Genomic DNA, 23679 nt, shown 5'->3' with positions numbered 1-23679 from the left:
CTAGTCACCTTAAGTGGTCTGGCACGCCAGCGACCTGCTTGGCAGTTCCATGGCTAAACGTTGAGCCTAAGGTCTCACCGTTTGCCAACATCCTTAGTTCCCTAACGATGTTTCGACCACGGCGGTGACTAGTCCTAGGCCCATCGCTCTTTAAGGGTAAGCGATGGGCATCTGATCGGCTACGCCGCATAGACAAGATCTTATCATCTAGCCTATCTAGCCCTTGTGATACGATGGATACCGCGAAAACGATTCGGATGGCTCGCTAAGCTCGCCGAATCTGTTGCAAACCCTAGACCTAACTGACTAATACCATCCCACGAAAGGAGTTGTTTTGACACACCTCGACCAAAAACGGGCCCCCATTTATGAAGCCCTGGTAAATTTACGCAAGAAACGCATCGTGCCTTTTGATGTTCCTGGCCATAAGCGGGGCCGCGGCAACCCAGAGCTGGTGGAGCTTCTGGGCGAAAAGTGCGTGGGCATTGACGTTAACTCCATGAAACCCCTGGACAACCTGGGCCACCCCGTGTCCATTATCCGAGAGGCCGAGGAGTTGGCGGCCGAGGCTTTTGGGGCCAAGCACGCCTTCCTCATGATTGGCGGCACGACTTCCTCTGTTCAGAGCATGATTCTCGCGACCTGCAAGGCCGGCGACAAAATCATCCTCCCTCGCAACGTCCACAAGTCGGCCATCAACGCCCTGGTTCTCTGCGGAGCCATTCCCATCTACGTGGAGATGAGCGTCCAGCCCCAGATTGGCATCGCACTAGCCCTTGAGACCGACCGTTTTGCTGCCGCAATAGCAGAGCACCCCGACGCAGTTGCCGTTCTGGTCAACAACCCCACCTACTACGGGGTCTGTTCAGACCTCAAAGCTCTGGTGGACATGGCACACGCAGCAGGCCTCAAGGTCTTGGTTGACGAGGCTCACGGTGCCCATCTAGGCTTTACCGACCAGCTGCCGCTATCAGCCATGGAGGCTGGGGCGGACATGGCTGCCGTTTCCATGCACAAGTCTGGGGGGAGCCTGACGCAGTCCTCTATACTTCTGGTAGGCGACGATGTCAACGCCGAATACGTGCGGCAAATCATCAACCTGACCCAGTCCACTTCTGCTTCTTACCTGCTCCTGTCCAGCCTCGACATTTCCCGCCGAAACCTAGCCCTGCGAGGCAAGCAATCCTTTGAAAAGGTGGTGGAGATGGCCGAATATGCCCGCCGGGAAATCAATGCCATCGGTGGCTACTATGCCTACGGTCGGGAATTGATTGACGGTGAGACGGTCCATGATTTTGATGTGACCAAGCTGTCTGTTTACACCCAGGGGATTGGTCTGACAGGGATTGAGGTCTATGACCTCCTCCGCGACGAGTATGACATCCAGATTGAATTTGGTGACATCGGCAACATCCTGGCCTACGTGTCCATCGGCGACCGCCTCCAGGACATCGAACGGCTGGTGGGAGCCCTGGCGGACATCAAACGCCTCTATTCCCGTGACGGCAGTGACCTGATTGCTGGCGAATACATCCAGCCCCAGCTGGTGCTTTCTCCGCAGGAGGCCTTCTATGCCAAACGCAAACGCCTGCCGCTTGATGAAGCGGTCGGCCAGGTCTGCGGTGAATTTGTCATGTGCTACCCGCCAGGCATTCCGCTTCTCGCCCCTGGCGAACGGGTCACCCAAGACATCGTGGACTATATCCACTTCGCCAAGGAACGCGGTTGCTCGCTTCAGGGGACCGAAGACCCCAATGTTGAGATTATTAATGTAATCGCGGAAGGATGAAGAGATGTGTTTCATTTGTGAACGTATTGAGATGATAAAATCGGGCACCAATCCCTACTTGGTCAAAGAACTTGAAACAGGCTATGTTGTGATTGGCGACCACCAACATTTCAAGGGCTATACCCTCTTTTTGAGTAAAGAACATGTGACGGAACTCCATCACTTACCTAAAGCCTATCGTGATAAGCATTTGTCAGAGATGGCGGAGGTTTCCCAAGCTGTTGGTCTTGCCTTTTCTGCAGAAAAGATGAATATTGAAAGCCTCGGAAATGGCCACAGCCATCTGCATCGGCACCTGTTTCCACGTCGCTCAGGCGATTTAGGTGACTACGGCCAAACTGGTAAGGGACCTGTTTGGTGGCTCCCTTTTGACGAGATGTACGCTGATAACACTGTCGTGTCAGCAGAAGAGCTAGAACAACTGAAGGCAAAGCTTAAGCAAGAGTTGGCCAAGTTATTCTAAGGCCTCTAACGAACGTTGTTGAAAAATGGGTTGAACCCGAGCTCAAGCGTAGGTATCTCTCCTGTCTATCAGGTATCGTTAATAACTTTATTTAGAAAGGAACTGAACACGCCCTAAAACAGCTCGTAAAATCTCATCAAGTCACTAGGTCATAAGCGACTGCTCCGATAGTCCAGTGGACTATCGGAGGTCTGAGCTTGAAAAATATAAAAGCGAAGACACTTGCTGTTACAAATAGAAAAAGTTTTAGAAAGGAACTGAACACGGGCTACGGACTGGGCCAAACTGTCAAGCTCTCCCTAGATGCCAGCATCTTCGGTCAATCTTGGCATTTTGTCTGTGTCCGCTTAACGCCCTTTGTATCTTAATTATGGAAATGTGGTTTTCTGAAATCCACACGGCGGATGCTAAGTTGTCCATTCGCACCAGCCAGCAGCTCTTTGCTGGTAAGAGCGAGTTTCAAGACATCGCCGTGTTGGAGTCGCCAGCCTTTGGGCGGATTTTGACCTTGAATGGTAAAATCTTGTTCTCTGATGCTGACGATTTTGTTTACAATGAAATGGTGGCCCATGTGCCCATGGCCATCCACCCCAATCCCAAGAAGATTCTGATTCTGGGTGGGGGCGATGGGGGCGTGGCCCAGGTGCTTAGCCTTTACCCAGAAATCGAGCAGATCGACGTGGTGGAGCCTGATGAGATGCTGGTCGAGGTCTGTCGGGAATACTTCCCTGACTACGCCCAGGGTCTGGATGACCCACGGGTCTCGGTTTACCTCCAAGACGGACTGCGGTTCTTACGCAACTGTGAGAACGAGTACGACATCATCATCAACGATGCTACCGACCCCTTTGGCCATACGGAAGGCCTCTTTACCAAGGAATTTTATGGCAATTCCTACCGAGCCCTCAAGGAGGACGGCATCATGATTTACCAGCACGGTAGCCCCTTCTTTGACGAGGACGAGTCGGCCTGCCGCTCCATGCACCGCAAGGCCACCCAGTCCTTCCCAATCAGTCGGGTCTATCAGGCCCACATTCCGACCAGCCCTGCGGGCTACTGGCTCTTTGGCTTTGCCTCCAAGGTCTATCATCCTGTCCATGATTTTGACAAGGACCGCTGGAAAAAGCGCCAGCTATTTACCGAATACTATACCGCCAATCTGCACGTGGGAGCCTTCATGCTGCCCCGCTATGTTGAAGACATCTTAGAAGAAGAGGAGAAAAAAATATGAGTCGTTTGTTAGTTATTGGTTGTGGGGGCGTTGCCCAAGTTGCTATCAGCAAAATTTGCCAGGCTGAGGACACCTTCAGCGAGATTTTGATTGCCAGCCGGACCAAGTCCAAGTGTGACGACCTCAAGGCTAAACTTGAAAGCAAGACCAGCGTTAAGATTGAGACCGCTGCTCTGGACGCCGACAAGGTTGAGGAGGTTATCGCCCTGATTGAACGCTACCAGCCTAAGGCGGTCCTCAACGTGGCCCTGCCTTACCAGGACTTGACCATCATGGATGCCTGCTTGGCGACGGGCGTCCACTACATCGACACGGCCAACTACGAGGCGGAGAACACCGAAGACCCTGAGTGGCGGGCCATTTACGAAAAACGCTGTGCCGAAGAAGGCTTCACGGCCTACTTCGACTACTCTTGGCAGTGGGCTTATCAGGAGCGTTTTGAAAAAGCAGGGCTGACAGCTCTGCTCGGTTCTGGCTTCGACCCAGGGGTGACCAGCGTCTTTACCGCTTACGCCCTCAAACACTACTTCGATGAAATTCATTACATCGACATTCTGGACTGCAATGGCGGTGACCACGGTTACCCATTTGCCACCAACTTCAACCCAGAAATCAACCTGCGTGAAGTGTCTGCCCCAGGTTCTTACTGGGAAGACGGCAAGTGGGTGGAAGTGGAAGCCATGTCCATCAAACGTGAATATGACTTCCCAGAAGTCGGGCTCAAAGACATGTACCTCCTCCACCACGAGGAAATCGAGTCCCTGGCTCGATTTATTCCAAATGTGAAACGGATTCGTTTCTTCATGACCTTTGGCCAGTCCTACCTGACCCACATGAAGTGTTTGGAAAATGTCGGCTTGCTTCGTACTGACACCATCAACTTCAACGGTCAAGAAATTGTGCCGATTCAATTCCTCAAGGCCCTCCTGCCAGACCCAGCCAGCCTTGGTCCACGCACCGTGGGTAAAACCAACATCGGCTGTATCTTCACCGGTATCAAGGACGGCGTTGAGAAAACCATCTACATCTACAACGTTTGTGACCACCAAGAGTGCTACCGCGAGGTTGGCTCTCAGGCCATCTCTTACACCACTGGCGTGCCAGCCATGATTGGGACCAAGTTGGTTATGGACGGCACCTGGCAGCAGCCTGGCGTCTTTAACCTGGAGCAATTGGACCCAGACCCATTCATGGACCTGCTCAACCAGTACGGCCTGCCGTGGGTTGTCGTTGAAAATCCGAAAGTGGTTGACTAATGAAGATTGACCAGATTCCAACCCCTGCCTACGTCATCGACCTGCCAAAATTGGAGAGCAATCTCCAGATTTTGAAAAATGTCCAAGACGAGACAGGTTGTAAGATTTTGCTGGCCCAAAAGGCCTATTCCCTCTACGCCACCTATCCTCTCATCAGCCAGTATTTGGCTGGAACGACCGCCAGCGGCCTCTATGAGGCCCGCTTGGGTCGAGAGGAATTTGACGGTGAGGTTCACGTCTTTGCCCCAGCCTTCAAGGACAGCGAGATTGACGAGGTGCTGGCCATTTCAGACCACATCGTCTTCAACTCGGAACGCCAGCTCAGAAAGCACTACGACAAGGCCAAGGCAGCTGGTGTTTCCATCGGCCTGCGGGTCAATCCTGAGTGTTCCACTCAGGACGATCAAGCCCTCTACGACCCCTGTGCCTTCGGTTCTCGTTTCGGGGTGACGGTGGACAAGTTTAGCCCAGACCTGATTGAACTGGTGGACGGCCTCCACTTCCACACCCTCTGTGAGCAGAATTCGGACGACTTGGCGACAACACTCAAAGCAGTTGAAGACAAGTTTGGTTCCTACCTCCACCAATTCAAGTGGCTCAACATGGGTGGCGGTCACCACATCACCCGTGAGGACTACGATTTGGACCTGCTTAAGTCTTGCATTCGCCACATTCAAGAAACCTACGGTGTCGAGGTTTACCTGGAACCTGGTGAGGCCGTGGCCCTCAAGGCTGGCTATTTGGTGACTGAAGTGCTGGACATCGTGGAAAACGGCATCGAGACCCTGGTTCTGGACGCTTCAGCCACCTGTCACATGCCTGACGTGCTGGAAATGCCCTATCGCCCACCTCTGCGTGGCGGTGACCTGCCAAATAGCAAGGCCCACACCTACCGCCTGTCTTCTAACACCTGCTTGACGGGTGATATTATCGGGGATTATTCTTTTGACGGGCCAATCGCCATCGGCGACCGCCTCTATTTTGAGGACATGGCCATCTATTCCTTTGTCAAAAACAACACCTTCAACGGCATCGGCCTACCGAGCCTCATGACCATGGACCACAAGGGCGACTGCCAGCTGGTCAAACAGTTTGGTTATGAAGATTTTAAGATGAGGTTGTCGTAGTAATGCATCTAATCTAGCAGTTTAGTTTGAAAGAAAGTAATCTTTAATGAGTGAAAAAACATTTTTTCTAATAATTTGGGGATTGATTGTCATATTGCATTTCTGTGCGTATCCTCTAGAGAAAGATAGTGATATTACCATAGTCAAGAAGTTTTTTAACAAAGATGTGAAACCGATTTACCCCATTCAGAAAATTCTAGAGAACTTGATAATTCCTCTGGTTATCCTTACCCTTACTTATCTACTTGGTATTGGAAAATAAGTGAGGACAATAATAAGTTGTTTTATGTATTTTTAGGTAATAGCCTTATTCCTGTAATTTAACTAATCTGGAGACCCCCATGACCACACCAAAAACCTTGGGCTATCGCATGCCCGCTGAGTATGAGCCCCACCAGGGCACCCTCATGGCCTGGCCGACCCGGCCTGGCTCCTGGCCCTATGATGGCAAGGGGGCCAAGGAGGCCTTTGCCCGCATCATTGCCACCATCCGCCAGACCGAGGCCGTCTACCTCCTGGTTGACGCCGACCACCTGAGCGAAGCCCAAGCCATGCTGGGCGAGGGCGTCCACTACCTGGACATCCCCGTCAACGACGCCTGGACCCGTGATACTGGGCCGACTGTTTTGGTCAATGGCAGAGCAGAGAGACTGGCCATGGACTGGGCATTTAATGCCTGGGGTGGTGAGTTTGACGGGCTCTACCAAGACTATCAAGACGATGACCAGGTGGCTAGCCGCTTTGCTGCCCACCTGGATTTGCCTGTCTATGATGCCCACCCTTTCGTTCTGGAAGGCGGAGCTATCCATAGCGATGGGGAAGGAACCATTCTCGTCACCGAAGCCTGCCTGCTCAGCCCAGGCCGCAACCCTGACCTGACCAAGGCCCAAATCGAGCAAGACCTGCTGGACTACCTGGGGGCTGAAAAGGTCATCTGGTTGCCTTATGGCATCTATGAAGACGAGACCAATGAACACGTGGACAACGTGGCAGCCTTTGTCGGCCCAGCAGAAATCGTTCTAGCCTGGACAGATGATGAAACTGACCCCCAATACGCCATGTCCAAGGCCAACCTGGACTACCTGGCCACCGTGACCGATGCCAAGGGACGGCCCTTCACCGTCCACAAGCTCTTGACCCCAAAAACCATCGTGACCGTGACCGAGCAAGACCTGCCTGGCTACCGCTACGAGGTCGGAGAACAGGAACGGTCTGCTGGTGAACGCCTGGCGGCCAGCTACGTTAACTTCTACATCACCAACGGGGCCGTCCTGGTGCCAGTTTTCAACGATGAACATGATGAGCTAGCCATCAAGCTCCTAGCTCAGCTATTTCCCCAAAGAACCGTCACGCCGATCCCGGCCCGTGACCTGCTCCTGGGCGGTGGCAATATCCACTGTTTGACCCAGCAAATCCCAGCCCCACAAGGGGAGAAAGGAAACCTATGAGAACCGTAACCGTTGCAGCTATTCAGATGCAGTGCCACCAGGAGGTGGCGGAAAACCTGGCGACCGCTGAGCGTTTGGTGCGTGAGGCGGCCAGCCAGGGTGCCCAAATCATCCTTTTGCCTGAGCTCTTTGAGCGGCCTTACTTCTGCCAGGAGCGTCAGTACGACTTCTACGCCTACGCCAAGTCGGTGGAAGACAACGACGCCATCCAGCACTTCAAGCCCATCGCCCGTGAGTTGAGCGTGGTTCTGCCCATCAGTTTCTATGAAAAAGATGGCAATTCCCTCTACAATTCCATCGCCGTGATTGATGCGGACGGGGAAGTTCTGGGTCTTTACCGCAAGACCCACATCCCTGACGACCACTACTACCAGGAGAAGTTCTACTTCACCCCTGGCAATACGGGCTTCAAGGTCTGGGACACCCGCTATGCCAAGATTGGTATCGGCATCTGTTGGGACCAATGGTTCCCAGAAACCGCTCGCTGCCTGGCCCTCAACGGGGCAGAATTGCTCTTATACCCAACGGCTATCGGGTCTGAGCCTATCTTGGGCACCGACAGCACCGGCCACTGGCAACGGGCCATGCAGGGCCACTCTGCGGCCAATATCATGCCAGTTATTGCAGCCAACCGTGTCGGCTTAGAAGAGGTAACGCCTCAGACCGAAAACGGTGGCCAAAGCTCTCAACTTAACTTCTACGGCTCTTCTTTCTTGACAGACGAGACTGGTGAGGTTTTGGAATTGGCGGACAAGACCAGCGAAACAGTCTTGCTGGCCACTTACGACCTGGACAAGGGTGCCCGTGAGCGTCTGGACTGGGGCCTCTTCCGTGACCGCCGTCCGCACATGTATACGAGGATTTCGGAGTAGAACGGACTAGGGCATCGGCTGGATTTTCAGAGTTTTACTTGATAATTTCTGAAAACCTATTTTCCTAAACCTGAAAGGAGTATCCCATGTGGACCTTGATTATCGGAGCCATTATCGGCTCTTTGGGTACAGCCCTGGCTAAAAGCGAGAAAAAAGGCTGCCTCTTTAACATCTTTGCTGGCATTGTCGGCTCCTACGTTGGCCAAAATCTCCTTGGCGACTGGGGACCTGATTTGGCTGGCATGGCTATTTTTCCATCCATCATCGGGGCCGCCCTGGTAACCATGGTTGTGGCTTATGTGACTGGTGAGCGGAGATAAATCGATTAAAAAGCTGGATTGCCAGCTTTTTTCATGCCAATTTTTCCTAAAAATGGTAGGATAGGAACATGACTAATCTTATCTTATTTTTCAGCCCCTACTTGATTGGGTCAGCCTGTGGTTGGCTCTACCGTTGGGTCAGGTTCAAGCTGGGGAAACCTAGCCCCCTACGCCCTCTTTACAAGTGGGAAAAACGAGGTCGTCGTTTTTTGGTCCTGGTCATGCTTGCCATCCTTCTGGGACAGGAACTCCTAGCTACTCAAGGACTGGCCTTACGGCCCAATCTTAACGATCACATCAGCACTATTTTCCTGTTTAGTGGCATGATTTGGTTATCTCTGGTGCTGGTTAGGCGGGCTAAAAATTGGGACTGGGGCCTCTATCTGGGGACCGTAATTGCTCTCCTTCCGGTCACTTCTTTCATCTGGTTCCTGGTCTATTTGTCTGGCAACGGGTTGGAGTACGATATTGTGACCGAAAACGGCAAAACCTACCTCCATACCTCTGAACAAGAAAGCTGGTCTGACCACTACGTCCACAAGTATGAGGTGGTCAATGATTACCTGATGAAGGCTAGGGCAGCTGACTATGACATTCATCAATTGAGCGAACGCCACTACAACCTCAGTTATGAGGAAAAGTATTTTGCAAACGAGGACACCAATGACTGACTTTTACACCAAACTGACCCAAATCCGCCATTACCTCCACCAGCACCCTGAGGTGTCTGAGGAGGAGGTTGAAACCACTGCTTTCTTGCGGGACCACTTGACCCAGTTAGGCATCCGAATTCTGGATTTGCCTTTGAAGACAGGCCTGGTGGCAGAAGTTGGTCAGGGCTTGCCGATTATTGCCTTACGGGCTGATATTGATGCCCTGCCCATTTCCGAAAAAACGACCCTGCCCTATGCCAGCCAAAATGGGGCCATGCACGCCTGCGGTCACGACCTCCACATGACCAGCCTCTTGGGGGCGGCAGAGCTCCTCAAGGAGCAGGAAAGCCAGCTCAAGGGCACGGTTCGCCTGATTTTCCAGCCGGCCGAGGAGGTCTCCAAGGGGGCATACAGCGTGATTGCGGCCGATGGTCTGGACGGGGTGTCTGCCATCCTGGGCTACCACAACATGCCCCAGCTGCCGGTCGGGACCATCGGCCTGAGGTCCAAGGCCATCATGGCGGGTGTGGAGAAGTTCAAGGTCACCGTGACAGGGGCCAGCGCCCACGCCGCTAAGCCTGAGATGGGGGTGGACACGGTCCTGGCCATCACCAGCATGGTCAACAACCTCCAGGCTATCGTGGCCCGCACCGTCTCAGCCTTTGACCAAGCTGTCCTCTCCGTCACCCACATCAGCGTGGGCTCGACCTGGAACGTCCTGCCCAAGGAGGGCTTTTTCGAGGGGACCATCCGCACCTTCACGCCCTACCTCAAGGCCCACATGCGGGAACGGTTCACCACCATCGTCGAGACCACAGCAGCCCAGTTCGGGGTCACCGCCCACATCGACTGGGCCCAAACCCCAAGTGTGACCTATAACGATGAGGTCTTGACGCCACTTTTGATGGAAAATAGCAGAGCTTTGGCACCGGTTATTGAGGTGGAACCCATGGCCATCGGGGAAGACTTTGCCGCCTATCAGGAAAAAATCCCAGGTGTCTTTGCCTTTATCGGTTCAAACGGCCAGCCAGATGCCCACGACCTCCACAGCGACCAATTTATCCTTAGTGATGACATGCTGCCAACAGCCGTGACTTACTATGTGGAGAGTGCTCTCTTCTTGTTGGATTATTTTGGAGGTCAGACCAATGACTAATTCTCTAGCCACACCTCTACATGACTGGCTTGATGATCAGCTAAAAAATGGGTTGCCAGACCACTTGGTCGGTCTCTGCTTTAATCTCTATACCTGCGAGGACCATTACTGGCAAATAGAACTGGTCGGCACAGGATCGGTTGATGATGGTCAGGATTGGCCCTGTGATGAGATTTGGGACAATCGAGATCAGTCATTCTACTGGCAGGAAGAGGCTGACTGGTCTGTGATTGAAGCCAAGGTTGGTCTGGCTTTATCTGACTATCTGGCCCAAGGTCAGTTTAAGCTTCACCTGACCAGTTATCAGGCCCTAGCCTATGGCTTTGTTGACGGTGACCTGCATCGTCTCTATTAAGGCGTTCAAACCAGCCCTGGTGCTGGTTTTTTTGGTTCCCAAACCGCTTTTTGTTGGCGTTTTCTGCTTTTCTTTGTTAAACTGAGGGTAAGGAGGTGATTGTCATGTTCAAAGACATCATGTGTTTTGTGACCTACTTTATCTCTGCAGTGATTCTGCTGGCGACTAGCTTTATCCTCTTTCACTTTGGGACGCCAAGTTTGCCGATGAGTGGAGACGGAGACGGGACAGGTTTGGTTTTGGTCTGGCTCTACTTTAGTCCTCGGTACCTCTTTCCAATCACTAGCTTGGTGTTGAGTTTAATCTTTTTTAGAAAGGCTAGAAAATCCTATAAAAAATTGTCCTAGGAGGTGTTTATCATGAAAGGGAAAAGTGATCTGTTCACGATTGTCCTTGCTGTTGTTTTGGCTGGTATTGCTATGAGGGCTAGCGGTTCCCCCTATAATCTGGGGACGGTCATCTGGTTGGGCAATGCGGTCATGTCCTTGTCCTTTTTCGCCTTAGAAAACGGCTGGAAAAAATTATCCTTAGGGATGTATGTGGTGGACTTACTGGCCTGTCTTCTGATCACTCTCAGCCTGTCTGGTTGGACAAGAACAGCGATCCTCATCTGGTGCCTGCTGGGACCTGTTTTCATGATCGGCTATTGGCTCCGCTTCAAGAGAGAGCGATAAAGAAAACCTATCACCTCCATAAGATATCTTTACTAGGCAAAAGAACTATTTCGTGATAAGATAGGAGAAGTAAAAAATGGAGGATACTTATCACATGAAATCATTGCTTAAAGTAACGGGCCTGGCCCTAGCATCTGGCCTGCTCTTGGCGGCTTGCGGCAGCAAGTCTGCTGAAACCCCAGCTAGCAGCTCATCAGAAGCTGCTGCAGCCAAAGAAACAGTAACTCTAGCGACAGTTGGTACCACGAAGCCTTTCTCTTTTGAGAAAGACGGCAACCTGACAGGTTACGACATCGAAGTGGCCAAGGCTGTCTTTGAAGGCTCTGACAAGTACGAGGTTGTTTACCAAAAGACCGAGTGGTCATCAATCTTCACCGGTCTTGACTCAGACAAGTTCCAAATCGGGGCTAACAACCTGAGCTACAACGACGAGCGTGCAGAAAAGTACCTTTACTCTGCACCGATTGCGACCAACCCACTGGTTATCGCTGTTCATAAGGATTCAGGCATCAAGAGCTACGCGGACATCGCTGGCAAGTCAACCCAGGTCGTTCAAGGAACGGGTACAGCTGCCATGCTTGAAAAGTACAACGAAGAAAACGCTGACGCTCAAACCAATATCAACTACACCAACGAAAACATCACTGCCCAGTTGCGTAACGTTGAAGATGGTAAGTTCGACTACAAGATTTTTGAGACCCAATCAGTCAAAACCATCATTGAAGAGCAAGGCCTGCAAAACTTGGAAATCGTGGAAATCGACCAAGCCTCTGCCAACAAGCCTTACGTTTACTTCATCTTCGGTAAGGAAGAAACTGAACTCCAAGCCTTTGTCAACAAGCGTATCCAAGAACTCTACGCTGATGGCACCCTTGAAAAACTCTCACAAGAATTCTTGGGTGGTAGCTACCTGCCTGAGGAAGCTGATGTGAATCAGTAATCCCGACTGACACCTGTCCATCTTGGCAGGTGTTTTCTTTTCGATGTGGTATAGTTTGAAACTATAACCTAACTTCTATTTTAACTATTTGAAACTTCTAAGGACTTATGGGATAATAGTAACAGTTTTGAAAAGAAAGAGGAAACTAAGATGAAAAAAATCGTAAAATTTGCAGGCCTCAGCTTGGCCGCCGCCGCTCTCTTGGCCGCTTGTGGCAATAAGGCCGCTGACTCAGCAAGTAGCACAGCTGATGCTAAGGTTCTCAAGGTCGGTATCATGACCAAGACCGATTCTGACCAAGCTCGTTGGGATGCCATCCAAGAAGGCCTCAAGGCTGAGGGGATCACTCTTGAATTCACCGAGTTTACCGAGTACCCACAGGTTAACCCTGCTCTTGCCAACGGTGAAGTGGACATCAACGCCTTCCAGCACTACAACTACTTGGACAACCACAACAAGGAAACTGGTGATGACTTGGCCGTTGTTGCAGAAACCTACATCAGCCCAATCAACCTCTTCCCAGGTACTGACGGCGACGGTGGCAAGGCCAAGTACAAGGCTGTTTCAGAAATCCCTGATAAAGCAACCATCGCCATTCCAAACGATGTGACCAACGAAAGCCGTGCCCTCTACGTTCTTGAAGCCGTTGGTTTGATTAAATTGGACGTTTCTGGTACTGAATTGGCAACCATCGCTAACATCAAGGAAAACAAGAAAAACCTTGACATCAAGGAGGTTGAAGCCAGCCAGTTGCCAGCAACCCTCTCATCAGTTGACGCTGCCATCATCAACAACAGCTTCGCCGTGCCAGCAGGCATCGACTACGCAACCTCACTCTACCGTGAAGAGTCAAGCAACGAGGCTGCTAAACAGTGGATTAACATCATCGCTGCTCAGAAAGACTGGGAGTCATCTGACAAGGCTGACTTGATCAAGGCCCTGGTTAAGGCCTACCACACCGACGAGGTTAAGGCCATCATCGAAGAAACTTCTAACAACGTTGACGTACCAGTTTGGTAAGTCGCTTGGCTAAAGAACGGCGTGTCCCCACACGCCGTTTGTGATTTTCCTCCCACTTGTTTTAAGACAAAGTAACAGCACCGCTTGACCAACTAGAAAGGAGCCCCATGCTGACCGACCGAGACCAACAGCTGATTAAGGCCTTCAAAGAGGACGAAATCGCCCAGCACTACTTCGAGGTCCTGAGGACCCTGATTGCCAAAAAGTCCATCTTTGCCCAGCAGGTGGGCCTCCAGGACGTGGCCACCTATTTGGCTGAGATTTTTGACAATAGCGGAGCAGCCGTTCAGGTGGACAGCAGCCACACAGCTCCCTTTGTCATCGCTCGTTTTGACAGCCCACGGGCTGACGCTAAGACCCTGATTTTCTACAACCATTACGACACCGTCCCTGCTGATGATGACCAGCCCTGGACCAGCGCCCCCTTCAAATTGACGGTCCGTGAGGGCTACATGTATGGCCGTGGGGTCAATGATGACAAGGGTCACATCACGGCTCGCCTAACTGCCGTCCGCAAGTACCTGCGGGAAATCGGCCCCCTACCTGTCAACATCATCTTCATCATCGAAGGGGCTGAGGAATCGGCCTCAACCGACCTAGAGCATTACCTGGCCAAGCATCGGGACCAGCTCCTGCCAGCCGACCTCCTGATTTGGGAGCAGGGCAGCAAGAACAACCAGAACCAACTGGAAATCACGGGTGGCAACAAGGGCATCGTGACCTTTGACCTGTCAGTGACCTCCGCAGCCGTTGACATGCACTCCAAATACGGGGGCGTGGTTGATTCGGCCACCTGGTACCTGATTGAGGCCCTGACTTCCATGCGGAGCCGAGAGGGACGGATTTTGATTGACGGGATTTATGACCGAGTTCTGCCGCCAAACCAGCGGGAGCTGGATTTGGTGGCCCAGTATGCGGTTGACCATCCCGAAGATATTGAGAGGGTGTACGGCCTGACCCTGCCTCTCTTGGTTGAGGAGCGGGCGGCCTTTCTCCAACGCTACTACTTTGAACCAGCCCTGTCCATCGAGGGGCTGGGGTCAGGCTATCAAGGGCAAGGGGTCAAGACTATCCTGCCTGCCCAGGCCACTGCCAAGATGGAGATGCGACTGGTTCCAGGCCTGACCCCAGCCTATGTCCTGGATTGTGTGCGACAACACCTAGCCCGTCAGGGCTTTGACCAGGTGGAGGTGACCTACACCCTGGGCGAGGAGAGCTACCGGAGTGACCTGTCTGCGCCAGCCATTTTACAAGTCATCGAGCTGGCCAAGAAGCACTATCCCGATGGGGTGTCGGTCCTGCCTACCTCAGGGGGGACCGGGCCTATGCACAAGGTTTACGAGGCCCTGGGCGTGCCCATGGCGGCCTTTGGGATTGGGAATCCCAAGAGTCGGGACCATGGTGGCGATGAGAACGTCAGCCTGGCCGACTACTACACCCATATTCAACTAATCAAGGAGTTAATTCAGTCTTATGAGTAATGCAATCATCAAACTGGACCAGATTGACATCACCTTCCACCAGAAACGGCGGGTGATTGAAGCAGTCAAGGACGTGACGGTCCACATCAACCAAGGTGACATCTACGGTATCGTGGGGTATTCGGGTGCAGGGAAATCAACCCTGGTTCGGGTCATCAACCTGCTCCAGAAACCGACGGCTGGGCAAGTAACTGTGGACGGTGATGTCCTCTTTGCAGACGGCCGTGTCCAGCTATCGCCAGCTGAACTGCGGGAAAAACGGCGGGACATTGGCATGATTTTCCAACACTTCAACCTCATGGCCCAGAAAACGGCCCGAGAAAATGTGGCCTTCGCCCTCAAGCACTCCAAGCTGAGCAAGGACGACAAGGCAAAAAAAGTAGAAGACCTGCTGGCCCTGGTTGGTCTGGCTGACCGAGCGGACAACTACCCTTCCCAGCTGTCAGGCGGTCAGAAGCAACGGGTGGCCATTGCCAGAGCCCTGGCCAATGACCCTAAGATCCTGATTTCTGACGAGTCCACCTCAGCCCTGGATCCTAAGACCACCAAGCAAATCCTGGCCCTTCTCCAGGACCTCAACCGCAAGCTGGGCCTGACCATCGTCATGATTACCCACGAGATGCAGATTGTCAAGGACATCTGTAACCGGGTAGCGGTCATGCAGGATGGGGAATTGGTTGAAGAGGGGTCTGTCCTCAACATTTTCAGCAATCCGAAAGAAGCTCTGACCCAAGAATTTATCACCGTAGCGACTGGCATCGACGAAGCTCTGGACAAAATCCGTCAGCAGCCTATCGTTCGTCACCTGCCTGCGGGAGCCATTTTGACCCAAATCAAATACGACACAGATAGCACGGACGAGCCTGTCTTGACCGAGATTTATCGGGATTACGGGGTCGAAGCCAATATCCTCTACGCCAATATCCAAATCCTTGAGGGGGTGTCGGTCGGTGAGCTGGTGGTCATCCTGACTGCCCAGCCGAGCCAGCTGACCCAGGCCCTGGCCGCCCTCAAAGCCCACGGCCTGACCGTGACCATCCTGAAAGGAGGCCTATCATGTTAGAACTCATTCAAACCTACCTGCCCAATGTTTACAAGCTGGGTTGGTCGGGCGACGCTGGTTGGGGCACCGCCATCGCCAGCACCCTTTACATGACCATCATCCCCTTTATCATCGGGGGCTCCGTCGGCCTTATTGGGGGCCTGCTTCTGGTCATGACAGCTCCTGGCGGGGTCATCGAAAACCGCTGGATTAACTTCGTTCTGGACAAGATCGCCTCGATTTTCCGAGCCATTCCCTTTGTCATCCTCTTGGCCATTCTTGGCCCCCTGACCCGCCTTTTGGTCGGAACCATTCTGGGGGAAAGTGCGGCCAACGTGTCTCTATCCTTTGCGGTCTTTGCCTTCTTCCTCCGGCAGGTGCAGGTGGTCATGGCAGAGCTGGACAAGGGCATTATCGAAGCCGCACAGGCTTCAGGAGCGACTACCTGGGACATCGTCTGGGTTTACCTGACGGAAGGCCTGCCAGATTTGATTCGGGTGTCAACCGTGACCCTGATTTCCCTGGTGGGGGAAACCGCCATGGCTGGCGCTATCGGAGCTGGTGGTCTGGGTAAAGTCGCTATCGCTTACGGCCACAACCGCTTTAATCAGGATGTGACCTGGGTGGCCACCCTCTTTATCCTCCTCATCATCTTCTCTATCCAGTTCTTGGGTGACTCCCTAACACGGAAGATTAGCCATAAGTAACATCAGTCAAGAGACAAGCTCACTTTAGGGCTTGTCTTTTTTAGGGCTTTACGATCGCTTGCAGTAACGAGAACAAGCAAAAAGACCAGCTACGCCAGCTGGCCTTTTCTGTCTTAGTTATCCTCTGAAATTTCCTCGTCAGAATAATCATCTTCGTCATCATCCAAAGAGACTGTATCATCATCCTCCAGAGGGGCGTCAATATCAATCTCGTTGAGTTCTGAATCATAGCTTTCCACCTCTGACTCCTCGTCGTCGGAATCATCGGTGTCGTAACTCATATCAATCTCATCACGACGGAAGGCATCATCTTCTGGGTCATCATTGTTGTAGTCGATGGCATCCTCATCGTCACCAAGGAAGGCATTAACCCGCTGCTTAGGACGCTTAGGAGCCTCTTCATCATCGTTTTCTTCCAAGGTGATGATTTCTTCATCAATCTCATCAATGGCATACCAAGACCGCAAGCCCCACTTGTTCTCACCAAGGGGAATGAAACTACCGTCCGTGTTAAGGTCAGCGTAGAAATAAGGCAGGGCCTCACGAATGTCCGCATCTGATTTTCCAAGGTATTCTTGAATCGCGTTCACCAGTTCGCTAAAAAACATTTCTTCATCACGTCCACGTGTTTCCAAGATGGCACGGGCCACTTCAATCATAGACAATTCACTTTTTTCTTGTCCAGCAAATACTTCTAATTCCAAGACGCTCTCCTCTTCTTGTTAGCTCTCGCTAAAATTTATCGTTACTCTCTATTTTACGATAAAAATCCCATTTCGTCAAAAGTTTTTCCTACAAACCACAACAAAACTCCATTTAGTGTCCTCAGATAATCGTAGAAAACCTATTTCGATTTAACAAAATCGATGTACTTCTCCCCAAAAGCCTCAATCTGGTCAAGGACAGCTCGAAATTCCCTCCCCATATCGCTCAATTCATATTCTACCCTTGGAGGAACCTCTGGATAGACCTTGCGGACAACCAAGCCATCTTCTTCTAGCTGCCTCAGTTGTTTGGTCAAAGTCGCATGGGAAATACCTGTCAACCGTCGCTGAAGCTCATTAAAGCGAACAGGCTCTTTCTCGATGTGATGTAAGAGCAAAATACTCCATTTGCCAGACAAAATCCCTTGAGTGGTCACAAAGGGACACTCTGGAATGGTGTGCTTAGTAAAAGTTGCCAAAATTTTTCCCCCTTTTTTTCCTTGTGGTTGGCCATTAGGACAGTAAAAAATCGTGACGTCATCAAAAAAACGTACTTGTTCAAGCTGATTTATCTGTCTATAATTGTACCATAAAGTCAAATAGGACTCTATAAAAAACAATCAATCAAAGGAGTTTCACCATGAAACAATTCATCACAAAGGATTTTACCCTCAGCGTTTTTTACTCAGACGATAAAAGTTTCTTTATCACCAGCACCCTGGTGGAAAAAGACGGCAAGGCCTTCTTGATTAACGCTGGCTTCACGCAGGCTATGGCTCAGGAGATTGTCCGCTACCTCAAGGATAACCACTTGGATTTGGAAAAAGTTTATCTTCTTCACGGTGACCCTGATTACTACTTTGGTTTGGAAACGATTAAAGCAGCTTTCCCAGCGGTAACAGCCTACGCGACTCAAGAAACCTTTGATCACATCACCCATACGGTCGGCAAAAAACTGGCTGTCTGGTCTCCACAGTTGGGCGAACAAGCTCCTACCAATGTTGTTCTCCCCAAGGTTCTTGATGGTCAAAGCATTGATTTTGCTGGTTTGACCTTCGATTTGGTTGGAGATGATAGCCACCGCACTAACCTTTACCAAGCAGACAACGCTTTGCTCCTCGGTGGTATTGATACCTTTAACGACGGTATCCATGTCTTTTTGGCAGACACGGCTACTCCTGAAAAAATGCAGAGCTGGATCAAGCGTTTGGACAGCCTAGCTGGCCTTGACATTGACTTGTTGATTCCTAGCCACGCTCATCCAGAGGGACACCACAACAAGGACAGCCTCATCGCAACTGAAAGCTACTTGGCAAATAGTCTAGAAATCCTAGAAACAGCAAAAGATTCATCTACTTTTATGGACAAAATGTCAGCTATCTATCCAAACTATGCAAACCAAGGCGTTCTAGGTTTGAGTGCTAAGGTTGTGACCGGCGAAATGGCTTGGGGGTAAACAAATGAAAAAAGAACTTTATAAACAACTCCTTATCGATACTTACGAGCTGACTGGTCAAGGAAAATTAGCAGACTTTGCCAGCTACCTGGCTGATGATGTCAGCTGGACAGAGAGTGTTGGCTTCCCTTACGCTGGCACTTATATCGGACCAGAAGCCGTTTTAGACAATGTCCACAAGCGTCTTGGCACGGAGTGGGAAGACTTTAAGGCAGTCCCACGAGAGTTTACCTACGCTGATAATCAAGTTATGGTTCTAGGACAATACAGTGGGCGTTACAAGATGACTCAAAAGTCTTTTGCGACTGATTTTGTCCATGTCTATCGTTTCAATGACCAAGACAAGGTCAGCCACTTCCAGCAGATTGTAGACAGTGTCCCTGTCCTTGCCACCATGACCAAGGAGAACTAACATGAAACTTTACTACATCTGGGATGCCTACTGTGGCTGGAGCTACGGCTTCAATCATATCTTCCTGCCCTTTATGGACAAGCACCCCGAACTTGACTTAGAAATTATTTCTGGCGGGCTTTTTAGCGGCGATAATGTCAGGTCTCTGCGAGATTTCCAAGTGGCTAAAACCATCAATCAAAAGATTGAGACCTACTACCACATGATCTTCGGCCAAGCCTACAATGATTTACTTGATGAAGGCGTTGGGGTTATGGATTCCTTAGTCCCTGCCCGTGCCTTAACCTTCTTTCGGGAGCATCTACCAACCCAACAACTGATGCCTATCGCCTTTGATCTGCAAAAGTTATTCTTTGAACAGGGGTTGAACTTAGCAAATTCCAGCTCTTATGAAAACTTGTTTAGACAGTACAATTTATCGCTGACGCTAATGGAAGAGTTGGAAGAAGTCTTGAATCAACCAGAAGATAGCCACCCTGATTTTACAATTGCACGCCAGATGGGAGTTACTTCCTATCCGACCTTAATCTTAGAGCATAAAGGTAAGTTCTACAATATGATTCAAGGGGCTCAAACAGCCCAGGACTTAGAAAATCGTCTCCAAGACATCTTGACAAAGCAATAATCATAGAGCACACAACCACCAATTAAACCACAACTGGTGGTTGCCTTTGCAAGAAAAACTAGCTTAAAAGCATAACAAAAAAGCAAGTAGCCCTTAACCTACTTGCTTTTTAGAGAGACTTATTTTACAGTCGCTGTGCTGGTGATGACTTCAACAGCCTTCTTCATGGCGATGTCGTGCTTGAGCATGTCGTCAGACAAGAGAGCACGCACCTGTTCAACTGGCATGTTGTAGTCGGTTGCCAGGTCAGTGATTTCTTTTTCGATGTCCGCAGCAGTTGCTTCAAAGCCTTCAACCTTAGCGATAGCTTCAATGACCAAGTTAGTGCGGGTACGTTTCTCAGCGTCACCTTCAAATTGCTTGTGGAGGTCGTCGCGGGTTGTACCTGTCAACTGGAAGTACATGTCAGGCGAGATGCCTTGGCGTTGCATGTTGCCCATGAACTCGTTCATGGCACGGTGCACTTCGTCGTGAACCATCTCTTCTGGCAACTCAAGGATTTCAGCGTTGGCAACAGCCAATTCAAGGGCAGCTGCTTCAACAGCATCGTCAAAGGCCAATTCTTTAGCTGTTTCCAATTCCTTGCGGTACTTAGCTTTCAACTCATCAAGAGTGTTTACTTCTTCGTCGATGTCTTTAGCCAATTCGTCGTCAAGGGCAGGCACTTCTTTAGCCTTAACTTCGTGAACGGTTGTCACAAAGAGGGCAGCCTTACCAGCCAAGTGCTCAGCCTGATAGTTTTCTGGGAAGGTCACGTTAACGTTAACGGTATCGCCAGCCTTGGCACCAACCAGTTGGTCTTCAAAGCCTGGGATGAATTGACCGCTACCAAGACCGAGTGAGAAGTTCTCACCCTTACCGCCGTCAAACTCAACGCCGTCAACAGAACCGACAAAGTCGATCACAACAGTGTCGCCGTTTTCTGCGGCAGCTTCTTTAACCACCAACTCAGCCAAGTTCTGACGCTCACGCTCAATCTTAGCGTCAACTTCTTCGTCAGTCACTTCTTTAGAAGCCTCAACTTCTACTGCCAAGTTCTTGTAGTCGCCAAGTTTCACTTCAGGCTTGGTCACCACTTCAGCCGTGATGGTCCAGTCCTGACCTTTTTCCATAGAAACCACGTCGATTTTTGGTTGGGCAACCACTTCAAGGCCAAGCTCAGCAACAGCTGCTTCATAGGCTGTTGGCAAGATGCTGTTCAAAGCTTCTTCGTAGAGAGCCTCTTCACCCACACGTTGGTTAAAGATGGCACGAGTAACTTTACCCTTACGGAAACCTGGGATGTTGAGGTTTTTCTTAACTTTGTTAAACGCCTTGTCCAAAGCTGGCTTGATTTGGTCCTGGCTGATGGTGAAAGTCACCACGCCACGGTTAGTCGCTTTGTTTTCAAATGATGTAGACATGCTGTCAAACTCCTTAAAAATAGTATACAGCTTAGTTTACCACATTTAGCGGAATTTTGAAACTATTTTACGTCAATATTGCTGTTTTTCTTTATTTTTTAGCTTAAATACCAAAATTGGAAAAATTTTTTCAAAAAAGTGTCATTTATAGTTGACACGCCTTTCCCCATCTGCTATACTAATAGTGTAACATATATGTGACTAGGGAGGCTGCTCCCAAAATTTTTTACCCAGAGGTGTCATATATACGAGACATACAGCTGAGCTAAGGCTCAAAAAATTTTAAGCTGATGTGTCACATATACGAGACACCCTACGAAAGGAGGCCGCATGAACCGCGTCAAAGACTACCGCACCGAGCGAGGCCTGTCCCAGCTGGCCCTGGCCAAGGCCATCGGGGTGGCCAGGCAGACCATCAACCTGATCGAAAATGACAAGTACAACCCCTCCCTGGACCTCTGCATCAAGCTGGCAGAAGTCTTGGAGACTGACCTTAACACCCTCTTTTGGGAGACGAGACATTTATAAGGAGACGACTCATGAAAAAACTAAACACAGACAACCTTTACCTGACCTTCCTCCGCAAATTCTACCGTATTGAGGGGGAGCTTGACGAATACAGCCTGAGCGAGATTAACACGTTCGGGAATCACATGTACATGCTTATGTATTCACTCGTCTTTATCAGTTTTCTGTTCTATTTCTTCGATATTGCTGATACCGGCGGTTTGATATTTCTCATTCTTCTCTTCTTGCCACCGCATTTACAAAAAAGAATGGCCAAGCGGCTAGGTTTGGATAAGATTGAGACCGAGCGTTCCGAACTCAAACAAGCTCGCTGGGCCATGCTCAAACGAACACTCCTTCAAACTAGCTTTACGGCACTCTTACTCGGCGGACTGTTCTGGCTCACCGCTGCCCATCAGCCACCTGAGTCCACTTTCCACGACATTGCCCTCGGTAGCTGGGCTATCTTTGTCGGCCTTCGCTTTATCTACCTGCTCATTAAAAACTTCCGCAAAATCAAAATCATTGACTAAGGAGACAACTCATGAAAAAACTAAACACCGACAACCTTTACCTGACCTTCCTCCGCAAATTCTACCGCATCGAAGGGGAGCTCGACGAGTACAGCCTGAGTGAGATTAACACGTTCGGGAATCACATGTTTATGTTCTTGTATAGTGGCATGACCCTCGCCTTCCTACTCAGCTTATTTGCCATTGATATTTGGGATTGGGTGATTTTTCTGGGACTGCTAATCCCTCTCAACGGTCAAGTCAAATTGATCAAACGCTTGGAACTGGATAAGTTGGAAGTTGAACAAGACCAGCTCAAAACCGCCAAGCGAACCATGTTCAAACGCACCTTGTGGCAGACCCTAATGGTGGCTGTCACAGGTGTTCTGGTAAGCCTAGCCTTGTGGAGAATGGGTATCCCTCAAGAAGACGGCACTAGCCCAGAGGTCTTTTTCAAGATTGCAACGCCAGGCTCGGTGGCCATCATATCAATCATCGCATTCTTTGTACAACTCAGAGATAACTTCCGCAAAATCAAAATCATCGACTAGGAGGATTCTCATGAAAAACTTTTTCAAGAACCTTGTCATTTTTCTGCTCATCTATGCCCCTATTCGGGCCATTATCGAGGTGACAACAGGTGGAAGCATCACCAACCTGCTAACCCTTCAGCAACTGGTCGGAGCAGTCATCACAGCCCTTCTAGTGGCTGGTTTTATGGCCTATCAAAACAAGAACAAGTAAAGGAGGTTCTCATGACTAAACCAATCAAAGAACCTATGGCAACCAAACTCATCAAACGCTTTTATGGTATTGTTGGTCCTCTGGATGAGTACAAACAGCATGAACTTGATCGCATCGGCAACCACTGCTTCATGATTTTGACCGTTTGCCTGCTCCTTGGCAATCCAGTAGCCCTGTTTTTAGCTGAAAGTCATCCAAAACTGGTGGCTTGGGGGTATCCTATCGTCCTAGGTAGTGTGCTCTTTATCCTCTTTGCCTATATCCTGTCCAAGACCTCCCATCTGACCCAATTCGACAAGGAAGAGTTAAGCCCTAATGAGCAACAACAGCTACGCCACTTTGGGTTAAAAGCTGGGAGCCTTTTTGGCACAGGTCTATATGTCTGCTCCTGTCTCTTAGACCTGTTCGACCTCAACAAACCTTTCTTGGACCAGTTGAGTCAGCCTAAAAATCTGATTTTCGGACTACTTTGTGGCATCTTCTTTGGATTAGCCAGTAAGTCTCTTGTCCAATTCCGTCAAGGCAACTAGTTATAGGGAGGCCTTTCATGATGAAATTACTGTCACATCTCAAACACCCTAGTCTTTTTATGGCCATCTGGTTGCATACCTGCATTTCTTTTGTCATCGCTCAAGAGCGTGGGGGTGATTTTCTAGCTATCTTTGCTGACCCTAGACGGGTCTTGGTTGTCGGGGTTATCGGCTGGCTGACTGGTCTAGTCATGGCTGATGCCCGACGCCAAAAGAAAACCAACTAGCTTCACCGCTCTGCTATTTTCCCAA

The 23679-nt window shown here is 50.3% G+C and carries 30 protein-coding genes; 27 read left to right on the top strand and 3 right to left on the bottom strand.

Translation table 11 applies throughout. From position 1 onward, the window contains the following. Window positions 1–334: 334 nt before the first annotated feature. From AC3ARB_RS02945 to AC3ARB_RS02860, 18 genes are all read left to right on the top strand, one after another. Window positions 335–1789, top strand: coding sequence for an aminotransferase class I/II-fold pyridoxal phosphate-dependent enzyme (locus tag AC3ARB_RS02945; RefSeq protein ID WP_488321076.1), 1455 nt, complete (start codon window positions 335–337; stop codon window positions 1787–1789). A gap of 4 nt (window positions 1790–1793) precedes the next feature. Continuing rightward, entirely contained in the window at window positions 1794–2252 is a 459-nt protein-coding gene (locus tag AC3ARB_RS02940; protein WP_488321075.1) for an HIT family protein, read from the top strand. Window positions 2253–2622: 370 nt separating this feature from the next. Further along, entirely contained in the window at window positions 2623–3483 is an 861-nt protein-coding gene (gene speE, locus AC3ARB_RS02935) for a polyamine aminopropyltransferase (RefSeq protein WP_488321074.1), read from the top strand. Continuing rightward, entirely contained in the window at window positions 3480–4739 is a 1260-nt protein-coding gene (locus AC3ARB_RS02930) for a saccharopine dehydrogenase family protein (protein WP_488321073.1), read from the top strand. Before speE ends, AC3ARB_RS02930 begins: the two co-directional genes overlap by 4 nt. Continuing rightward, the gene (gene nspC, locus AC3ARB_RS02925) at window positions 4739–5866 is read left to right on the top strand and encodes a carboxynorspermidine decarboxylase (protein ID WP_488321072.1); all 1128 of its coding nucleotides are present in this window, start codon (window positions 4739–4741) and stop codon (window positions 5864–5866) included. Before AC3ARB_RS02930 ends, nspC begins: the two co-directional genes overlap by 1 nt. 341 nt (window positions 5867–6207) lie before the next feature. Beyond that, window positions 6208–7314: an agmatine deiminase gene (gene aguA / locus AC3ARB_RS02920; RefSeq protein ID WP_488321071.1), complete on the top strand. Its 1107-nt coding sequence runs from the start codon at window positions 6208–6210 to the stop codon at window positions 7312–7314. Beyond that, the gene (aguB, locus tag AC3ARB_RS02915; RefSeq protein WP_488321070.1) at window positions 7311–8186 is read left to right on the top strand and encodes an N-carbamoylputrescine amidase; all 876 of its coding nucleotides are present in this window, start codon (window positions 7311–7313) and stop codon (window positions 8184–8186) included. Before aguA ends, aguB begins: the two co-directional genes overlap by 4 nt. Window positions 8187–8272: 86 nt before the next feature. Then, the gene (locus AC3ARB_RS02910; RefSeq protein WP_488321069.1) at window positions 8273–8506 is read left to right on the top strand and encodes a GlsB/YeaQ/YmgE family stress response membrane protein; all 234 of its coding nucleotides are present in this window, start codon (window positions 8273–8275) and stop codon (window positions 8504–8506) included. Between the two features lie 68 nt (window positions 8507–8574). Beyond that, window positions 8575–9177, top strand: a complete 603-nt coding sequence (locus AC3ARB_RS02905; protein ID WP_488321068.1) for a hypothetical protein — start codon at window positions 8575–8577, stop codon at window positions 9175–9177. Beyond that, a complete protein-coding gene (locus tag AC3ARB_RS02900; RefSeq protein ID WP_488321067.1) occupies window positions 9170–10315 on the top strand; it encodes an amidohydrolase in 1146 nt (381 codons plus the stop codon). Before AC3ARB_RS02905 ends, AC3ARB_RS02900 begins: the two co-directional genes overlap by 8 nt. Next, window positions 10308–10670, top strand: a complete 363-nt coding sequence (locus AC3ARB_RS02895; protein WP_488321066.1) for a hypothetical protein — start codon at window positions 10308–10310, stop codon at window positions 10668–10670. Before AC3ARB_RS02900 ends, AC3ARB_RS02895 begins: the two co-directional genes overlap by 8 nt. Before the next feature lie 104 nt (window positions 10671–10774). Next, the gene (locus AC3ARB_RS02890) at window positions 10775–11017 is read left to right on the top strand and encodes a hypothetical protein (RefSeq protein WP_488321065.1); all 243 of its coding nucleotides are present in this window, start codon (window positions 10775–10777) and stop codon (window positions 11015–11017) included. 12 nt (window positions 11018–11029) lie between these two features. After that, a complete protein-coding gene (locus tag AC3ARB_RS02885) occupies window positions 11030–11344 on the top strand; it encodes a hypothetical protein (protein ID WP_488321064.1) in 315 nt (104 codons plus the stop codon). 94 nt (window positions 11345–11438) lie between these two features. Beyond that, window positions 11439–12284, top strand: a complete 846-nt coding sequence (locus tag AC3ARB_RS02880) for an amino acid ABC transporter substrate-binding protein (RefSeq protein ID WP_488321063.1) — start codon at window positions 11439–11441, stop codon at window positions 12282–12284. Window positions 12285–12434: 150 nt separating this feature from the next. Further along, the gene (locus AC3ARB_RS02875; RefSeq protein WP_488321062.1) at window positions 12435–13304 is read left to right on the top strand and encodes a MetQ/NlpA family ABC transporter substrate-binding protein; all 870 of its coding nucleotides are present in this window, start codon (window positions 12435–12437) and stop codon (window positions 13302–13304) included. A 107-nt stretch (window positions 13305–13411) separates the two neighbouring features. Continuing rightward, the gene (locus tag AC3ARB_RS02870; protein WP_488321061.1) at window positions 13412–14785 is read left to right on the top strand and encodes a M20/M25/M40 family metallo-hydrolase; all 1374 of its coding nucleotides are present in this window, start codon (window positions 13412–13414) and stop codon (window positions 14783–14785) included. Then, a complete protein-coding gene (locus AC3ARB_RS02865) occupies window positions 14778–15848 on the top strand; it encodes a methionine ABC transporter ATP-binding protein (protein WP_488321060.1) in 1071 nt (356 codons plus the stop codon). Before AC3ARB_RS02870 ends, AC3ARB_RS02865 begins: the two co-directional genes overlap by 8 nt. Further along, window positions 15842–16534 (top strand): methionine ABC transporter permease, encoded by a 693-nt coding sequence (locus AC3ARB_RS02860; RefSeq protein WP_488321059.1) that lies wholly within the window; start codon window positions 15842–15844, stop codon window positions 16532–16534. Before AC3ARB_RS02865 ends, AC3ARB_RS02860 begins: the two co-directional genes overlap by 7 nt. A 113-nt stretch (window positions 16535–16647) precedes the next feature. Here the strand turns inward: AC3ARB_RS02860 and rpoE are convergent, their stop codons facing one another. Both rpoE and AC3ARB_RS02850 read right to left on the bottom strand, forming a co-directional pair. Beyond that, window positions 16648–17238, bottom strand: coding sequence for a DNA-directed RNA polymerase subunit delta (gene rpoE / locus AC3ARB_RS02855; RefSeq protein ID WP_488321058.1), 591 nt, complete (start codon window positions 17236–17238; stop codon window positions 16648–16650). Between the two features lie 140 nt (window positions 17239–17378). Next, window positions 17379–17717 carry a winged helix-turn-helix transcriptional regulator gene (locus AC3ARB_RS02850; protein ID WP_488321057.1) on the bottom strand — a complete coding sequence of 113 codons (339 nt, stop codon included), beginning with the start codon at window positions 17715–17717 and terminating at the stop codon, window positions 17379–17381. Window positions 17718–17878: 161 nt separating this feature from the next. Between AC3ARB_RS02850 and AC3ARB_RS02845 the strand changes: the two genes are divergently transcribed. Genes AC3ARB_RS02845 through AC3ARB_RS02835 form a run of 3 tightly spaced genes read left to right on the top strand, consistent with a single transcriptional unit; the run spans window position 17879 to window position 19731 of the window. Next, window positions 17879–18694 (top strand): MBL fold metallo-hydrolase, encoded by an 816-nt coding sequence (locus tag AC3ARB_RS02845; protein ID WP_488321056.1) that lies wholly within the window; start codon window positions 17879–17881, stop codon window positions 18692–18694. Between the two features lie 4 nt (window positions 18695–18698). Further along, entirely contained in the window at window positions 18699–19106 is a 408-nt protein-coding gene (locus AC3ARB_RS02840) for a nuclear transport factor 2 family protein (protein WP_488321055.1), read from the top strand. Between the two features lies 1 nt (window position 19107). Continuing rightward, window positions 19108–19731 (top strand): DsbA family protein, encoded by a 624-nt coding sequence (locus AC3ARB_RS02835; RefSeq protein ID WP_488321054.1) that lies wholly within the window; start codon window positions 19108–19110, stop codon window positions 19729–19731. A 119-nt stretch (window positions 19732–19850) separates the two neighbouring features. Here AC3ARB_RS02835 and tig read toward each other — a convergent pair whose 3' ends face one another. Next, complete coding sequence (gene tig, locus AC3ARB_RS02830) at window positions 19851–21134, bottom strand: trigger factor (protein WP_488321053.1); 1284 nt, start codon at window positions 21132–21134, stop codon at window positions 19851–19853. A 330-nt stretch (window positions 21135–21464) separates the two neighbouring features. Here tig and AC3ARB_RS02825 point away from each other — a divergent pair, with 330 nt between their 5' ends. From AC3ARB_RS02825 to AC3ARB_RS02800, 6 genes are read left to right on the top strand one after another with little or no spacing between them, the layout of a single operon-like run. Beyond that, window positions 21465–21662, top strand: coding sequence for a helix-turn-helix transcriptional regulator (locus AC3ARB_RS02825; protein ID WP_488321052.1), 198 nt, complete (start codon window positions 21465–21467; stop codon window positions 21660–21662). 11 nt (window positions 21663–21673) lie between these two features. Continuing rightward, the gene (locus AC3ARB_RS02820) at window positions 21674–22174 is read left to right on the top strand and encodes a DUF3278 domain-containing protein (protein ID WP_488321051.1); all 501 of its coding nucleotides are present in this window, start codon (window positions 21674–21676) and stop codon (window positions 22172–22174) included. Between the two features lie 11 nt (window positions 22175–22185). Then, window positions 22186–22704: a DUF3278 domain-containing protein gene (locus tag AC3ARB_RS02815; protein ID WP_488321050.1), complete on the top strand. Its 519-nt coding sequence runs from the start codon at window positions 22186–22188 to the stop codon at window positions 22702–22704. A 10-nt stretch (window positions 22705–22714) separates the two neighbouring features. Beyond that, the gene (locus AC3ARB_RS02810) at window positions 22715–22897 is read left to right on the top strand and encodes a hypothetical protein (RefSeq protein ID WP_488321049.1); all 183 of its coding nucleotides are present in this window, start codon (window positions 22715–22717) and stop codon (window positions 22895–22897) included. Window positions 22898–22908: 11 nt separating this feature from the next. Further along, the gene (locus AC3ARB_RS02805; protein ID WP_488321048.1) at window positions 22909–23427 is read left to right on the top strand and encodes a DUF3278 domain-containing protein; all 519 of its coding nucleotides are present in this window, start codon (window positions 22909–22911) and stop codon (window positions 23425–23427) included. 17 nt (window positions 23428–23444) lie between these two features. Next, the gene (locus AC3ARB_RS02800) at window positions 23445–23654 is read left to right on the top strand and encodes a hypothetical protein (RefSeq protein ID WP_488321047.1); all 210 of its coding nucleotides are present in this window, start codon (window positions 23445–23447) and stop codon (window positions 23652–23654) included. Window positions 23655–23679: the final 25 nt, after the last annotated feature.

Source organism: Streptococcus sp. ZY171113 (assembly GCF_057748235.1).
The sequence above is the reverse complement of the archived record's forward strand: the minus strand, read 5'-3'. Positions and strand labels throughout refer to the sequence as shown.

Coding starts and splice junctions, on each gene's coding strand:
- AC3ARB_RS02940 (WP_488321075.1), top strand. CDS start 1,794: ATGTGTTTCATTTGTGAACGTATTGAGATGATAAAATCGGGCACCAAT.
- speE (WP_488321074.1), top strand. CDS start 2,623: ATGGAAATGTGGTTTTCTGAAATCCACACGGCGGATGCTAAGTTGTCC.
- AC3ARB_RS02930 (WP_488321073.1), top strand. CDS start 3,480: ATGAGTCGTTTGTTAGTTATTGGTTGTGGGGGCGTTGCCCAAGTTGCT.
- nspC (WP_488321072.1), top strand. CDS start 4,739: ATGAAGATTGACCAGATTCCAACCCCTGCCTACGTCATCGACCTGCCA.
- aguA (WP_488321071.1), top strand. CDS start 6,208: ATGACCACACCAAAAACCTTGGGCTATCGCATGCCCGCTGAGTATGAG.
- aguB (WP_488321070.1), top strand. CDS start 7,311: ATGAGAACCGTAACCGTTGCAGCTATTCAGATGCAGTGCCACCAGGAG.
- AC3ARB_RS02910 (WP_488321069.1), top strand. CDS start 8,273: ATGTGGACCTTGATTATCGGAGCCATTATCGGCTCTTTGGGTACAGCC.
- AC3ARB_RS02905 (WP_488321068.1), top strand. CDS start 8,575: ATGACTAATCTTATCTTATTTTTCAGCCCCTACTTGATTGGGTCAGCC.
- AC3ARB_RS02900 (WP_488321067.1), top strand. CDS start 9,170: ATGACTGACTTTTACACCAAACTGACCCAAATCCGCCATTACCTCCAC.
- AC3ARB_RS02895 (WP_488321066.1), top strand. CDS start 10,308: ATGACTAATTCTCTAGCCACACCTCTACATGACTGGCTTGATGATCAG.
- AC3ARB_RS02890 (WP_488321065.1), top strand. CDS start 10,775: ATGTTCAAAGACATCATGTGTTTTGTGACCTACTTTATCTCTGCAGTG.
- AC3ARB_RS02885 (WP_488321064.1), top strand. CDS start 11,030: ATGAAAGGGAAAAGTGATCTGTTCACGATTGTCCTTGCTGTTGTTTTG.
- AC3ARB_RS02880 (WP_488321063.1), top strand. CDS start 11,439: ATGAAATCATTGCTTAAAGTAACGGGCCTGGCCCTAGCATCTGGCCTG.
- AC3ARB_RS02875 (WP_488321062.1), top strand. CDS start 12,435: ATGAAAAAAATCGTAAAATTTGCAGGCCTCAGCTTGGCCGCCGCCGCT.
- AC3ARB_RS02870 (WP_488321061.1), top strand. CDS start 13,412: ATGCTGACCGACCGAGACCAACAGCTGATTAAGGCCTTCAAAGAGGAC.
- AC3ARB_RS02865 (WP_488321060.1), top strand. CDS start 14,778: ATGAGTAATGCAATCATCAAACTGGACCAGATTGACATCACCTTCCAC.
- AC3ARB_RS02860 (WP_488321059.1), top strand. CDS start 15,842: ATGTTAGAACTCATTCAAACCTACCTGCCCAATGTTTACAAGCTGGGT.
- AC3ARB_RS02845 (WP_488321056.1), top strand. CDS start 17,879: ATGAAACAATTCATCACAAAGGATTTTACCCTCAGCGTTTTTTACTCA.
- AC3ARB_RS02840 (WP_488321055.1), top strand. CDS start 18,699: ATGAAAAAAGAACTTTATAAACAACTCCTTATCGATACTTACGAGCTG.
- AC3ARB_RS02835 (WP_488321054.1), top strand. CDS start 19,108: ATGAAACTTTACTACATCTGGGATGCCTACTGTGGCTGGAGCTACGGC.
- tig (WP_488321053.1), bottom strand. CDS start 21,134: ATGTCTACATCATTTGAAAACAAAGCGACTAACCGTGGCGTGGTGACT.
- AC3ARB_RS02825 (WP_488321052.1), top strand. CDS start 21,465: ATGAACCGCGTCAAAGACTACCGCACCGAGCGAGGCCTGTCCCAGCTG.
- AC3ARB_RS02820 (WP_488321051.1), top strand. CDS start 21,674: ATGAAAAAACTAAACACAGACAACCTTTACCTGACCTTCCTCCGCAAA.
- AC3ARB_RS02815 (WP_488321050.1), top strand. CDS start 22,186: ATGAAAAAACTAAACACCGACAACCTTTACCTGACCTTCCTCCGCAAA.
- AC3ARB_RS02810 (WP_488321049.1), top strand. CDS start 22,715: ATGAAAAACTTTTTCAAGAACCTTGTCATTTTTCTGCTCATCTATGCC.
- AC3ARB_RS02805 (WP_488321048.1), top strand. CDS start 22,909: ATGACTAAACCAATCAAAGAACCTATGGCAACCAAACTCATCAAACGC.
- AC3ARB_RS02800 (WP_488321047.1), top strand. CDS start 23,445: ATGATGAAATTACTGTCACATCTCAAACACCCTAGTCTTTTTATGGCC.